Annotated in this window: 16 protein-coding genes; 6 read left to right on the top strand and 10 right to left on the bottom strand. The window is 32.2% G+C overall.

Annotation, left to right across the window (positions count from 1 at the left end):
* Positions 1 to 76: 76 nt before the first annotated feature.
* The gene (locus FRZ67_RS15135; RefSeq protein ID WP_147190737.1) at positions 77 to 310 is read left to right on the top strand and encodes a hypothetical protein; all 234 of its coding nucleotides are present in this window, start codon (positions 77 to 79) and stop codon (positions 308 to 310) included.
* On the opposite strand, the gene FRZ67_RS15130 is transcribed toward FRZ67_RS15135, so the two are convergent.
* Both FRZ67_RS15130 and FRZ67_RS15125 read right to left on the bottom strand, forming a co-directional pair.
* On the bottom strand, positions 307 to 939 hold the full coding sequence (locus FRZ67_RS15130) for a type II toxin-antitoxin system VapC family toxin (RefSeq protein ID WP_147190735.1): 633 nt from the start codon (positions 937 to 939) through the stop codon (positions 307 to 309). The genes FRZ67_RS15135 and FRZ67_RS15130 overlap by 4 nt on opposite strands.
* Complete coding sequence (locus tag FRZ67_RS15125) at positions 929 to 1,675, bottom strand: hypothetical protein (protein WP_147190732.1); 747 nt, start codon at positions 1,673 to 1,675, stop codon at positions 929 to 931. The genes FRZ67_RS15130 and FRZ67_RS15125 overlap by 11 nt, the downstream gene beginning before the upstream one ends.
* 268 nt (positions 1,676 to 1,943) lie before the next feature.
* Here FRZ67_RS15125 and FRZ67_RS15120 point away from each other — a divergent pair, with 268 nt between their 5' ends.
* Positions 1,944 to 2,816: a DDE-type integrase/transposase/recombinase gene (locus FRZ67_RS15120; RefSeq protein WP_147193235.1), complete on the top strand. Its 873-nt coding sequence runs from the start codon at positions 1,944 to 1,946 to the stop codon at positions 2,814 to 2,816.
* Positions 2,817 to 3,138: 322 nt separating this feature from the next.
* Here the strand turns inward: FRZ67_RS15120 and FRZ67_RS15115 are convergent, their stop codons facing one another.
* The 3 genes from FRZ67_RS15115 to FRZ67_RS15110 all read right to left on the bottom strand — a co-directional run bounded on the left by FRZ67_RS15115 (position 3,139) and on the right by FRZ67_RS15110 (position 6,427).
* Positions 3,139 to 4,617 (bottom strand): ATP-binding protein, encoded by a 1,479-nt coding sequence (locus FRZ67_RS15115; RefSeq protein WP_147190730.1) that lies wholly within the window; start codon positions 4,615 to 4,617, stop codon positions 3,139 to 3,141.
* Between the two features lie 655 nt (positions 4,618 to 5,272).
* Entirely contained in the window at positions 5,273 to 5,434 is a 162-nt protein-coding gene (locus tag FRZ67_RS23435) for a hypothetical protein (RefSeq protein ID WP_158638379.1), read from the bottom strand.
* Between the two features lie 39 nt (positions 5,435 to 5,473).
* A complete protein-coding gene (locus FRZ67_RS15110; protein WP_147190728.1) occupies positions 5,474 to 6,427 on the bottom strand; it encodes an IS1595 family transposase in 954 nt (317 codons plus the stop codon).
* A 254-nt stretch (positions 6,428 to 6,681) separates the two neighbouring features.
* Between FRZ67_RS15110 and FRZ67_RS15105 the strand changes: the two genes are divergently transcribed.
* From FRZ67_RS15105 to FRZ67_RS15090, 4 genes are all read left to right on the top strand, one after another.
* Entirely contained in the window at positions 6,682 to 7,068 is a 387-nt protein-coding gene (locus tag FRZ67_RS15105; protein ID WP_147190726.1) for a hypothetical protein, read from the top strand.
* A gap of 3 nt (positions 7,069 to 7,071) precedes the next feature.
* On the top strand, positions 7,072 to 7,368 hold the full coding sequence (locus FRZ67_RS15100; protein ID WP_147190724.1) for a hypothetical protein: 297 nt from the start codon (positions 7,072 to 7,074) through the stop codon (positions 7,366 to 7,368).
* A 344-nt stretch (positions 7,369 to 7,712) separates the two neighbouring features.
* Positions 7,713 to 8,279, top strand: coding sequence for a hypothetical protein (locus tag FRZ67_RS15095; RefSeq protein WP_147190722.1), 567 nt, complete (start codon positions 7,713 to 7,715; stop codon positions 8,277 to 8,279).
* Between the two features lie 907 nt (positions 8,280 to 9,186).
* Positions 9,187 to 9,522: a single-stranded DNA-binding protein gene (locus FRZ67_RS15090; protein WP_147190720.1), complete on the top strand. Its 336-nt coding sequence runs from the start codon at positions 9,187 to 9,189 to the stop codon at positions 9,520 to 9,522.
* A gap of 730 nt (positions 9,523 to 10,252) precedes the next feature.
* Here FRZ67_RS15090 and FRZ67_RS15085 read toward each other — a convergent pair.
* The 5 genes from FRZ67_RS15085 to FRZ67_RS15065 are packed head-to-tail and all read right to left on the bottom strand — an operon-like array spanning position 10,253 to position 14,483.
* The gene (locus FRZ67_RS15085; RefSeq protein ID WP_147190718.1) at positions 10,253 to 11,131 is read right to left on the bottom strand and encodes a sulfotransferase family protein; all 879 of its coding nucleotides are present in this window, start codon (positions 11,129 to 11,131) and stop codon (positions 10,253 to 10,255) included.
* A 5-nt stretch (positions 11,132 to 11,136) separates the two neighbouring features.
* Positions 11,137 to 12,258, bottom strand: coding sequence for a glycosyltransferase family 4 protein (locus FRZ67_RS15080; protein WP_147190716.1), 1,122 nt, complete (start codon positions 12,256 to 12,258; stop codon positions 11,137 to 11,139).
* Between the two features lie 6 nt (positions 12,259 to 12,264).
* Positions 12,265 to 12,804, bottom strand: a complete 540-nt coding sequence (locus FRZ67_RS15075; protein ID WP_158638378.1) for an LbetaH domain-containing protein — start codon at positions 12,802 to 12,804, stop codon at positions 12,265 to 12,267.
* The gene (locus FRZ67_RS15070) at positions 12,791 to 13,582 is read right to left on the bottom strand and encodes a sulfotransferase domain-containing protein (protein ID WP_147190713.1); all 792 of its coding nucleotides are present in this window, start codon (positions 13,580 to 13,582) and stop codon (positions 12,791 to 12,793) included. Before FRZ67_RS15070 ends, FRZ67_RS15075 begins: the two co-directional genes overlap by 14 nt.
* Before the next feature lie 7 nt (positions 13,583 to 13,589).
* Positions 13,590 to 14,483: a sulfotransferase domain-containing protein gene (locus FRZ67_RS15065; protein WP_147190711.1), complete on the bottom strand. Its 894-nt coding sequence runs from the start codon at positions 14,481 to 14,483 to the stop codon at positions 13,590 to 13,592.
* Positions 14,484 to 14,564: the final 81 nt, after the last annotated feature.

Raw genomic sequence — 14,564 nt, 5'->3', positions numbered from 1 at the left:
AATACGGTAGTGTCTCAGTTTGAAATTTTATGACTTTTGGCTATGCTTGACCGAATAAGCAACGTAAATTTGCTTCATGGCAAAGAAAATCAAACTTCCGGCTGATGTAAACAAGAAAGCTAAAAGCATAGTTGATCTTGCAACAAGTGAAGAAGAAATAGTAAGTGACGGTAAAAATCCGGCTGCTGTTGCTTTGGGTAGGTTAGGAGGTTTAAAAGGTGGTGCAGCAAGGGCTAAAGCATTAACTTCAAAAAAGAGGTCTGAGATAGCTAAGAAAGCAGCTAAGGCAAGATGGAAGAAGAAAGATTAAGAAATTATAGCAGGGATGCTAATGTATTTTGATACGGCTTTATAGTCATGGTATTCGTAAATATTAATACCACCTACATTAAAAAACTCCTCTTCACAAACAGCACATTCTAAATCTATGTTTCTGCATATTGGATAAAACGTTTTATGATCTGCTGTTAATGCCAAATCTATATTCCTGTTTTTCCCCGACATAGCAATCATATAATCTCTATTTATCCATTCTCTTGCCATCATTAACTCATGCGTTTTCCATCCTATTTCTTGTGCAAACCGATGCAATTCGGTTCTTGACAAATGATGGGAAAGGCTATTTGCTATCTCAACACCTATTTTATCGTCAAATGCAATCAATTCAACATTCTTACTATTTACCACACTTAGTACCTGCATAATTAATTCTCTCTCTGTTTCATCTGAGAGTAATTCACTTAAAGTTATAGTTGAAATGTAAAACTGTCTTTCTTTGCCTGAAGCAGTATTATTATTTACCAAATAGGACATTAGCTTTTGTATAAAAAGGCATATAGGATCATTTGATCCCTTCTTAGCAAGAAATAAGTTTATAATTACAGTAGTATCTAATAGAATTTTCTCCCACCCGGTTAATAGTCTTGTGTTAATCGCCATATAGTTTTTTTATTACATCACTTGATTCTTTTATATCACTCAGGATTTTTAAATTTTTGGCATCAAGTGAATTTATATTTTCTAAAAGGTTGAAATTAGAGAGTGGGTCAAATTCAATCAATTCTGCACTTATTACATGGCCATCTTTGGTAGATATTTTTTGTCTTAACCTGAACCGTAATTTATGAGTTTTATAATACGGTTTAAGTAGTAAATCTTGTTCCTCATTTATATATATCTTGAATTCCAAACCACTAATAAATATATGCGGTTTGGCTTTCAGACTTTTTGCCCCATGTTCAGAGAAAATACCATAAACTAATTGTGTATTATAATAATGCTCTATTTCCTGGGCTATTGAAAGACTTCTAAGTTTAGCTACTTCAGCACCTGTTTTATCATATGCTTTTAAATAAAACTTATCTCCAAGTATTCCCTTTAATGTTTTTGCGTATTTCTGTTCTTTGTCTCTTAAATCAACCTCTGAATGTTGCTCTAAGTTTTTATGAACAACAACAAAATTATCATGCATTTTTTCATCTTCTGTATAAAAATCAAGTGCATAACAATTACCCCTGATTTCCCCTAAAGTACACTTGATACCTAACTTGGTTTCAATTGCATCATATAGGTCTTTTAGAAGCACAGCAATTTTGTCAAAAGAAATACCATTTTCTTTTGAGAGAGTATGATTATCATCGTCTATTTTAACTGAAAATTTTAGCATGGTTTTCATCTCAGTAAATTTTGAGCAAAAGAAATATTGTTAGTAATTTTGCTTTTTACTAAGTATGAAATAGGGCACAAAAAAATAAACAAAATATTGAATTAAAGGGGAACGGTTGCAGCCGTTCTCCTTTTTTATTATATCTAAGGTATAAAATAAACTCCCAAAATGTTACTTCATAGACATTCTTAACCATATAAAAGTTAAAAAAGCAGAAAATAAAATTAAAATGAACAAAATGCTTAACCGTTCAAGCATAATACCATATCTTTATGATATGAACAGATTACCACTACATAAAAAAGTACAGATTATTACTTTACTGGTTGAGGGTAATAGTCTCCGCTCATGCTCTCGCATAGCTGATGTAAGTATCAATACAGTTACTAAGCTATTGGTAGATGTTGGTATTGCTTGTCAAAAATTCCACGATGAAAAAGTTGTAGGTATTACATCTCAAAAAATTCAGTGTGATGAGATTTGGTCTTTTGTTTATTCAAAAGAAAAGAATGTACCTGATGGCATGGAAGATCAAGCCGGAGACGTTTGGACTTGGACGGCTTTAGATGCTGATACAAAACTCATGGTAGCATGGAATGTTGGGAGTAGAGATGCAGAAACAGCAAATGAATTTATGTATGATGTTGCGAGTAGATTAAACAATAGAGTGCAGTTAACTACTGACGGACACAAACCTTATTTACAAGCTGTTTCAGACGCTTTTGGCACTCAGATAGACTTTGCTCAGTTAATCAAATTATACGGTGGTAGTGAGGGTACAACAAGCACAGAAAGAAAATACAGTCCGGCTGAATGTACAGGCTGCAAAAAGACTATTGTTACTGGCGAACCTGATGCAAAATATATAAGCACTTCTTATGTTGAAAGATCAAATTTAACTATGAGAATGGGTATGAGAAGATTTACAAGATTAACTAATGCATTCAGCAAAAAAATAGAAAATCATTGTCACGCAATAGCACTTCATTTTGTGTATTACAATTTTGTACGCATACATAAAACATTACGTGTGCCACCTGCAATGGCTGCTAAGTTGATAAAAAGACTAATGACTATTGAAGATATTGCAAGGTTAATACCTGATGAAGCACCAAAGAAAAGGGGTAATTATAAAAAGAAAGAGGGCTAAAATAGCCCTTTCTTATTAATTAATACCCATATAATAGCATTCCATAAAATGTTACATTTTCCCTATCATCTAAGACGTTGCTAATCGAAATATTAATTGGAACAATATCTTGCTGTTGGCGTATAAAAAGATTAATCTTATCTTCTAACCGCTTGTGCGATTCAGCTTCAAAACTTTCCACATTGTAATTACTCATTTTTTGTTTTTTTAATTTAAAAATAGCAATTAATCATAATAAGGGAAGAACAAATAGAATACACACTTAGCATAAAAGATAAGTAGTCGTATTATATATGGTTTCTTTTTTCTTCTCATTTTAAATCTATTTAGGATATGGTATCATTTCATCTCTCCATGTTTTCATTATGAAATTATAATTATTCCCATTTTGATCTTTCATACTATTTACAATATCAACTAATTTTTTTACTGAATTCGGATGAACTGCTGAAATCAGTATGCCTACTTGTGGGTTTATTCCATCTATTACACATCCATCCCAATACATTCTTAATTGGTACACATCTTTAAATGTTGTCTTGTCTTTTTTGCCTTCATAAATTGTAACATCATTTCTAAAATCCATGTACAAATCTATTCTTGCGTTTTCACCCACTGTATTGAAAACATATTGTTGAGTAGTAGCATTACAACCTACTAAATGAGTGTTTTTTTGATCTCTTAATGTTTCAAATAGGCTAATTTCATCTTGGTCTTCGTCCCTTACGTCTTCGTCTGTATCTGGTTTTTTATATTTCTTTCTTACCCACTCATATATTTTTTCAAGTTTGCCGTCTCCTTCTCTGATTCCATTTTTTGAAGTTCTTGTAGTTGGTAATCTACTTTTATCATTTGAGATAATATTCAACTTAATAAGCAAATGATTGTATTTAGGGTGGGGTTCTAAATTCCAAATGTCTTTAAATATATTATAGCTTAAAAGCCTTCCATTTATTCTAATTTCTACACCAGACGAAGATTGATTTTTCAAATAGTATTTATTATACATTGCTTCATTAGTAGCACCAAACTGGTAATTTATAGTAACGTTACCATTCCCTAAATCATAATCTTCATTTCCTGATTTTGGGCCTATAAATTCTTTCCAATTTGGTTCTACTGCCGCAACTACATAACTATTCTTTGGAGTGACGATTGATATAGTAGCATACCCATCTTTAAGAATGTTAGAATAAACAAATCCTAAGTCTTCTTTAAAAAATGCCATAAACCCATCTATACTTAATGGCAAAGCACCTTTTATTCCTTTCCTTAAAGTATTAAACATTTCTCTTTTACATTCAAATCTTACAAATGTTCCTGATGAATTAAATTGTCCGGGCCATTTTTCTTCATCTATTGTTATTAAGTCTGCTTCAAAATCTACAATCTTATATGGAGAGGATATTTTTTTAAATTGATTTTTATCAAAATCTTCTTTAGTTCGAGTATAAACAGCCCAATTATTATTTTGTGGATTTGCTGATGCTAATGCATGTTTCATTCCAAAACCATGTTCATTAAGTGGGGAATCTCCAATTGAAGTATTGCCTAAACAGAATGCTACATTTAAGTCTTTAATACCTGTTCCCTGATCTTCAATCAGTACTTCAACATTATTGCCAATATCTCTAAAAGTTATAAGAATATTTTTAGCCAAAGAATTATTGCCAATAAAATTAGAGATTGAATTATCAATAAATTCATGAATTATTTGACTTAAAAAGTCAAAATGGCCTCCGATACCTTTCCATACTTCATTCGCTTGCGGAGTATTGTTAATTGGAATTTTTTGACCCATAATATCATTTTGAAGGGACGTTAAAGATATATCTTGAAAGTTGCTTTTCATAATTTTAAATAATTAAATGAGTGAATGAATTTTGCTATATTTATATAGCTCTTAAAGTAGATATACTTCGTAGTTCTGGCCGTTATGCTATGGGCTTAGGTTCATTCCTAATACAATAGCAGAGCGTATTTGCTGCTCTTTTACTTCAATGAGAAATATGATTTTGACACGCTCTTTGTGTCCTGTACAATGTCAAGTATTCTGAGACTTGAAACCATATTTTGTCCCCTAAACATCAAATTTTTAAAGGACTTCCGGGGGAGCATATTTTCAAACTGAGACACTACCCAAAATACAAAAATTATCCGTTTTTAAACGTTTAAAAACGTTTATATCCGTAAGTAAACCGCAACTATGTTCGTGTTGGGACAAAAAAATTTAGAAAAGTAAATTGGTGAGGAAAGTGTGAAATTTCAATAGTTAATCCAAGTCTCGAAATACTTGCTTTGTACAGATTAGGGAACTTACCCCTTTAAACTAACTTTTGAAAACGGCTTTTGAATGAAAAGCCTGTAGTGGGAAAGAGCAGTATTACAAATATGCCGATAGGTTATAGCTCTAATAACCCCTGAGCGGTACGTCAATAAACGTTATTATGTAATACTCATTTAGGCTTGGAAACGGGCGGCTTTGTTGGCGTTGCTAACTCTTTCAGTAATTCATCGAAAGTCCCATTAATTTTGAGCTTTTCATCGTACTTCTTCGCACGTGTTTTTACTGTTGTTTGTTCATCCGCTTTCCCAGTCCCCTTAGTGTTTTTAGCCATGTAATTTTGTTTACAAACTAAAGGTAATAAGATTTACCATTACTTTTCGGGAGATATTTCATTTTTGCCTGTGAGAGTGTTATATGTTAACCTGCCATTTACTCTTTCTAATGTAAGATTAAACCTTTCCTTATCAGATATTTTACGGGAGTTGTACCTATAGCTAAATTCATCAGCATAGCGTTCAAGGTGCTTAAAACTTATTTGATGGTATATACCATAAACACCTCTTTTCATTACACCCCAAAAGTTCTCTACATTATTAACATGCACCTTATCAACTATCATACTTTCCTTTACCCACTCTTTTTTCGAATGGATAACTTTCTCTCTAAAGTATTCGTCCTCCACAGAATTGTATAATTCGCTTCCATCAGTATGTAATACGCTCCCTTGTGATACATTTTTTCTTACTGCATCCACTACAAATTCAGTCTTATTACTTTCAAAAACTTTTACTCTTATTGTGCCATTCTTTCTATCTGCTAAACCTAATACAGCACCTTTATTTTTTATTTTAGAACTTAACTTATGGTCTATTTCTTCAGGTTGTAAACCTTTGTAATCTGCTCTATATTTACGACCCATGTATGTTTCATCTGCTTCTATTGTGCCGTCCAATAATGGGCTATTCTTTTCTTTTAAAGCCTCTCTTATTCTATGGTTCATGAACCATGCTGTTTTCTGTTCAACACCTAAATCCCTTGCTAACTGACAAGATGAAATACCTTTCTTATGAGCAGTAATAATGTGCATTGCAGTAAACCACAAAGACAAAGGAAGTTTGCTATTTTCAAATATTGTTCCTGTTGTTGCGCTGTATTTTTTATAGCATTTATTATTCGCACATTTATATCTTTTACCACCTTCAATAACGTAGTATTTTTCATTACCACAAAAAGGACAATGTGGCTTACCATTTTCCCATCTTGATGCTTCGAGCATTTTTCTACATTCATCTTCTTTCTGAAATTGTGAAAAAATATTAGGCATAGCAGATAATTTTCATAAAGATAAAACTTGTCCTGCATTATACCTAATTTATTTTTACCCGCTCAACATATTTACATTTTGTCATGTTCCTTAAAAATATTATCTTACAATTCAAGTATCCGGCCATATAAAATATATAATGATTGTCATACGTTTATAAAATGAATACATAAAATAAATACAACTTTATTCACAAAGTGTTATTAAGTATCAAATTTGATATATATCTTGCGAACCGTAAAGCGAATTAAATCATGAGTACCACAGAAGCAAACATTAAAATTGCCCGTCACAATGGGATAGTTACTTCTATTTCGGTATTTATGCCGATTTGGAGTAAGACCTCAGATCATGGCAAATTACTTATTCAACTTCCTTTGTTGGGTATAGATACTATTGCCAAAGATGAAGCAGATTCAGAAATAGCTATTAAAGAAGCTATTCAATCATTCTGCATTGTAGCAGAGAAATTCGGTCAAGGAATTGAAATAGAACTACAGGCATTAGGTTGGATTGCTGTAGATGGCGAAAGTGGAGAACCTCTGCTTGGATACAATGTAGAAGAAACTGATGAATTACTTGAACGTTTATTTCATACAGGAGAAAATTATGTAAATCCACACTTAGAGATTGTAGCTTAATTTATGCCAGATACCTTTTACCCGTCTGTTGATATGGACTTTATAGAAACCCACATGAAGACAATGGGTAAACTTGCTAAAGATGGCATAGTAAAAGTGGGGACTACCACCACTTTTATAATTGAAGGAACACAAGCAATTTACAAAAGAAGCATATTAATACGTGAACTTGAACCAGGACAGGTATGTTTCGAACAAGCTACTGGATTAGCGGCAAGGTTTGGGTTTATGGGAGCTTTACTTGAATGGTTAGAAACAAATCAAAATTGGAAAGAAGGCGCATATATTGTTGCTGAATAATAGATAGAGCGGTTAATTATAACCGCTCTATCTATTTTATAATACGTATCCATAATATCCAATCAATTAAATAGATAATAACTATTATCGCTATAATAATAGCCCAAATTTTGAGCATCCAATGCGCTTGTTGTAATCTCCAATTTCTCATACACTATTAAGATAATACATTGTATTTATTAATGCAAATAACCGCATATACATACTTGTTGGGACTGATATTTGAATTGAAAGTCAAGTATTTAATGTAAATCAAAAAACCCAAAAGACATTTTTTCTAAATGCATTTTCGTAAGTGTTATTCAGGCTTATTTATTAAGTAAATTGTAATAAATATATTTTGTATGATTGATTTAGTGAAAACAAAAATTGAAAGTCTATCTTATAAAGATAGAAACAGCATATCTGAATTGAAAAAATTAGCAGGTATTGCAAACTTTGTAATTCAAGATGAAGGCAGAAATATTTCACCAACGCCCGAAGAATTTAGTGATGCTATGGGCAAAATAAGCGAAGCTATTTCTTTATCTACTGATAATTATGAGTATGAAAAGCTGTTTAGTCAACAGAAAGATGCAATGCTAAAAGCATTAAATGAGTTAGAAATTTTTTTAGAAAGTAGTGGATTAAAAAATAGAAGTATGAGTGGTATGTTACATGGTCAAAAGTATGTTACACTAACTAATGAACTGGACTTTGCCCTATTAATGGTTGAGCAAAATAATTTAGATTATTTTATACAACAACCTTCTGATAGATACATTCATGATAGATTGGCTTACCATATGTGGACACGATATAACCAGCCAATTTTTGAGTTTGGTTTTATCGATTCAGATTTGCCGCAAAAAATAAAAGATGATGTTACGATGGCATTTGAAAGCTGGAAACAGTGGGCTGCGAAGCAATAAATTCTTTAACTAATTCAAATACCTTTTTCCCGCTTAATGTAATACTTTCTTTAGTTTCCATATTTGCAATTGTTATAGACCCATCTAAGGAAAGTGGTTGCTGATTTATAGTATCGTAGATTATATATTGCATATTTGCATTCAATCAGTAAACCTCGCACACAATTAATTCACATTCTCCTGTTGATAAGTTTCCAACGCAAAATACATCTTGCTTTGTATTAGTATTTTACAGTAGGTTTGCTATTTAGATGCAAAAAGGTTGCATTAAGCAACCTTTAAACAATTCAAAAATGGGGGATGTTCTGGTGACCGTTCGCCTCCTACCCAGTTGGTAACGGCCAGTTCGATTCTGGTATCCTCCTTCTTTAAACCCTCACTTATTTAGCTTGGAAGGCAAAAACCGCAAGGTTTACCCGGTATAAAAACCGGGTTTTTTATTTGTACCATAAAAGTACCAATAAATTGGTACAAATGTATTGCTTTTGATGATACTAATAGTTTCTTTATTGCCACTTTATAAAACATGTCAATTAAGCGTGAACTACATTATAAAACACCCGCTTTATTATTCAAACACCACTTTTTGAGTTAATTTATTAGACCTATTATGTGGTACTGGTGGCCTCTCTCTGTTGCAAGCTACTTATAAATAGGATGTTATGAACAGGGTAATATCCCTAAAAGTTAAGTTTGTCCTTTATGTTTTTTGTAATATGTTAGTGAGTTTGCAATACTCTAATTATCAATTAATTGCAAAACTTGTATTTGTACCAACAGGTACATAGTTCCGAAGTAAACGACTAAACACCGGGTAAGGCTTTTGTGTCATCGCAATTTTGTGTCATCATCGGTTGGCCGCCGCAGTTGAGCAATCAAATTTGAAAATCAAGTAAAAACAAAAGTCATGAACAACGTAAGGAACAAAGTACAATTGATCGGAAATCTTGGTAATACACCGGAAGTAAAAGTATTGGATAGTGGTAAAAAACTGGTCCGTATAAGCCTTGCCACAAACGAAACTTATAAAAATGCAAAAGGCGAAAAAATAACCGAAACACAATGGCATAATGTTATTGCATGGGACAAAGCCGCTGAGATAGTAGAAAAATATTTCACCAAAGGCCTTGAAGTATTAATTGAGGGTAAACTGGTGAACCATAGTTATACAGATAAAGAAGGTATAAAAAGATATGCTACAGAAGTACAGGCAAACGAATTGCTGATACTTACCAAAAAATAAGATCCAACTTCCCTATTCCATATACAAGGTGTTTGTGCGTGTTCGCATGAGCACCTTTTTTATTAATATCATTTTCAAAAAAGGGTGCAGATTTATTAGAATTGGAAAGAAAATATTTTGCTCAGATTTTTAATGAAATGTTTCAAGAGACAGCTATAGATCTTATCGATTACCTTCTAGTTATACTTTTCTATTATTTAAAATTGATAATGGTTTATCTACAAGCTTACGTATTTATTAATAGAAAAGACCCATTGTAGAAACAACAGGTCCTCTAACGATTGCTTGCCATATGAAATTCGTCAATAATTTTTATAAGACAATTAAATATTAAAAAAATACTATATTTTATATTTTTTATTTATTGTAAAATATAATGTATAAATCCACGTAAAAATATGTATTTTAAATCAAAATATTATAATTATTATAAGAAAGTAAATTAATATATATATATATTACATTTGTAATATTATAAATATATTTGATATAACTGGGAGCAAAATAAAAAACCCGGATTATTATAATCCAGGTTTTTATAATTATGTAAGCACTCGTTAGTTAAAATCAGTCGTTAAAAATAATAGTATTTTGCTTAACAGGAACAAAAATTCCCTATTTTTTATCAAAACCTAGTAAAATATTGTCAGATTATTAAGGACTGAAAGTTCTGAACAATTCACAAGAAAAACTCTGCTCAACTTCATAAAGTGATGACAACGCAAGGATGCTATGAAAAACCATTACCTGTATCATTATCATCGAGTAACGCCAGTATCTCTTTGTCTATAGCTTGTGGTTCAGCAGATTCTTTTACTCTTTCACTGTCGAAAGAACCTTGAATATTATTAATCCACACTTCAGAATAAGAAAACTGAAGAAAGTCCAACATTCGTTTGATCTCGTTATGATCATTCATAATATTTTCCATGCTGAATGTTTGCATATTTTTTCCATATAATTCACTGTAAATTTTTTTATACCTCTGGGCTGCTTTAAAAACGGCGACGTGATAATACAACAAACCTTTCTTTTTTACAATAGTTGCAAAATTTTTTAGCTTAGGGCCGAAAGGCAGGGTGCCCGCTACTTGGCGCAGGTAAAACATTCTGGCTGTGTACTGCAAAAAACGAGGGATATCTTTAAAAGAGATTTGTTTAAACAACCCTCGCTCACTAATAGCTCCTTTCAAATCTTCGGAACCAGTGTAAACAAAATATTTTTTAAGAATGATGGATAATTTAAAGGAATCTCTTTTCAAAGAGCGGGTATAATTGGAATAAATACAGCGAACAGGATTTCTTTCTATATAGACGATCTTTGCATCAGGGAATACTTTGTAGACAAGATTTGGCCGTAAACAATTGATAGGCGACTTTTCTATAAGCACTTTGCCAGACAAATCTTTTGTAAGCTTATTACGGATACTTGCAGCAATTTTATCTCTATCATCATATTCCTCATCATTTAAGTATTTAAAATTACCTGATTTCCAAAGCGCATGCGGTTCCACTTCTATATGTACCCCTGGTAGGCTACCTAAAATATGGGAAACTAAGGTAGTTCCGGAGCGAGCCATACCAACAATCAATACAGGTGCTTTATTCATTCATTTTAAGATTTAAAGATCTCCAGCAATTTTGGTAAAGTAATGTTCCGTTGATAAGTTTCGAGATAAGATTTGCGGGCATTACAAGCCATTTGATGCCACGAAGAAAACTCAAATAAAGTTTCTATTCTATCAGCAATTTCTTTTGGTGATCTGGCCTGTATCAAAAATCCGTTTTTGCCTTCTGCTATCATGTCTGGAATACTTGCATGATATGTAGATATTACAGGCGTTGCAGCATTAAAAGCTTCAATTATAGAAAGAGGTTGTGCTTCTACAGGATAATAGGTTGGTAATACCAAGACATCTGCTTCCAAAAAGAAAGATTTTATTTTAGCCCTATCGGTAACAGTTCCATAAATGTTTACCAATTCTTCCAACTTTTCTTCTTTTAATTTTTTTTCGAACTCTTCTCTTATACCATCTGAAGGCCAGCTTCCTACAAGATGAACTGAAAATGATTTTGTATTCTTTTGTTTCAAAATTTTTGCTGCAGCAATTAAATCTTCATAGCCTTTTTCAATTATCATATTGCTAATAAAAAAAATCCTGAATTGACCTTCATTTTGTCTCGCACTCAGCTTTTCTTCAACTTCTTTATTAGTACAAACAACATCAGCTGATATCATATTTGTAAGAAAGAAAGTTTTCTCTGCGGGATACTTAAAATGCTTTAGCAAAGGGCTCAGGAAAATAAGCTTGTTTGTCTGCTGCAACAGATAATCGAATAATTTTTTTTTGATGCCCTTTTTAAAATTGTCTCCGTAGTTACCGCAATGCAAATGAGCAATTAAAACAGCTTCACTTGATCGTTTAATGATTATCGTATATGCTAAGTCTCTTAATAAGGAAAAAGTGTATGGCGCAAAAACCACGTAGACAATATCATAACTTTTTGTCTTGAGCTTTTTTCTCAGTTCTACAAATTTCTTAACCAGTGTAATTACTATCGAAAAACTGAAAGCTCCTGATTTTCTTTTGAATCGGTTTTCATCAGCAATGTTAATTACGTCTATTGAGTAATAATCTGCAAGTGCATCATGAATAAGTTTTGTAGCGATAGTTTGTCCTGTATTGGGCGGTGGGAAACTACAAAAGAAAAGTATGTTCGCTTTCTTGTCACTCATCAACTTCTACTTTTTATTTTCTGAATCTCTTTTTGAAATAATAGTAGCCTTCGGAGCAAAAACAATTGAATACGGGGGAATCTTTTCAGATATTACAAGTGCATTAGCACCTATTTTCGTTCCTTTCCCAATTTTGCATTTTCCGATAATTTTAGCACCAGCACCAATAAAAACATCATCTTCAATCAGGATATCCCCAAAGGAATATGTTTCGCCATCAATTATACCAATAGTAACATCATGATAAATTGTTACATTCTTACCTATTTTAGCAAAAGGTGTTATTATAACATTGTCAAATGCATGGGGTATCCTTAAACCGGGGTCAATAACCACTCTTTCAGTTGGTATATTGGATCTTATGATGTAAGACACAAAGAGGCTAAATATTTTTGAAAGGAACAACATTACCCTGTTCTTTCTAATTTGAAAATAATAGAATTTATACCTGTAAGCTTTAATTGCAAGGCGTCTTTTCCAACCCTCTTTATTAATTTCAAGCTCCTGCTTTAACACACGCTTTAAATTAAAATCAGCTAACTTCATAATCATTATATAAGTTAATCGAATACCTGTTAAGCGTATCTTTAATATAATTCAAATCTTCAGCAGATAGCATCTCTTTCCATTGACCTGTTTTACCGGAACGTGCAAACTTAAAATTACTATTCACCTTTGATGGATCTGCAAGCCCTCTGGATTCTTCTATTTTCTTTATGTTCTCAAACCGGGATTGTTCTACTGACTTTAAAAAAACATTTTTATCTACAGATAAGCTGAGGAAATTATTCATCTCTTCAAAAATATTTATATCTCTTTCTTTTAAATCCTCATACTTTACTATCATGGCTGTATATCTCTGCCAGGAAAGAAAATGTTTACACCATGCTTCTATACCGAATTTTTGATTTTTAATAAATGCACTTATGTTATCTCCGGTAAAATTTGATACTGACTTGGTTTTTTCAAATTTAAAATAAGATACCATGACATCTCTGGGATCACGCACCACTAGTATTGTTCGGTGTTTACCCAAAACCGGTTTATAAGCAATATGAGTTTTTATTATCCGCGGAAACCCCTTATAGGGCCATGAAACGGTAAGATTATTTTTTCCTAATTCGGGCATTATATCATCCAGGATCTTAAAATCAATTGGCTGATCTGTAAAATGTAATGATGGTATATTATTAAGCAAGTTACAAAGATAAAAACGAACCCAAGTATTGCCGGACTTTGGAAATGATACAAGAAATACATCTGTTGATTTAAGTGCTAATATATTTCTTGCATAAATGCTTATTTTACTTATTAAATACTTCATGTTTTATTTATAAATGCTTATTCCAGATATTAAGTACATCACTTTTTATAGGTTGATTCTTTTCAGGCAAGGCTTTTATAATTTTGTTTGTTTCTATTACAGAATTTTCAAAAAGTTCTGCAAGTAAACTATAAGCTGCTTTTTTCTCAGGTGATAACTCCTGTTTTGTTTTAGGAGAAGAAGTCAGTTGATTTAATTTGTTTGAAACAGCTGCGATTATTTTGGATTTAGGAGCAATCCTTTCAAATGCAACAAGCCATTTTGAATAACTGTTTTGTTTCGGTCTTTCATTAATAGCAACAGGAACAAAATTTTTATCAATATTCAAAAAATTGTAGATCTGCTCTAACACTTTTCCAGGCTGCTCTTTAATTTCCTCATACAATAAAACCAGTATTTGCTGCGGTTGAAATAATGCAGTATACCTCGCAAGTTGTGTATGATACATGCCCCGTTCTATAATATCTACTCCCTGTACATCTCTTCTTCCTTCAAGGTAACAGGTTTTCAGATATTGAAATGTTTCTAAAATATTCTTATCTGATGGTAAGAGATTCTTGCGCAAATACCAATAATATGCAGAGATAGCTCTATCTGCCGGATTACGTAAAGAAGCAATAAGTTTTACATCAGGCAGTAATTCCTTTACTAACGACGGCGAGCTTGGATCCCACATATATTCTACTGATACATCTCCTTTCAGCTGATTTTGTTTTGCATGTTCCACCAGCGAAAAATACCAATCAGTACCTTTTTCCTGAAAAATTTTGCCCCCTATATATTCTATTTCTTTTTTATCTGCAGGTAAACATATCTGAGGATGCTCTTTAAGGCATTCATACAGCCATGTAGTTGCCCCTTTTTGAGTACCAATTACTAAAAAATCAAGTTGATTATTCATTCTCTTGCTGCATCTTTTACTTAATAAATATTCGATCAATTTTATTATACGATAGCATTATTTTATATGAACATAAACCTA

This window comes from Panacibacter ginsenosidivorans, assembly GCF_007971225.1.
In the GTDB taxonomy this organism is placed as follows: Bacteria; Bacteroidota; Bacteroidia; order Chitinophagales; family Chitinophagaceae; genus Panacibacter; species Panacibacter ginsenosidivorans.
This window is presented reverse-complemented; position numbering and strand designations above follow the sequence as displayed.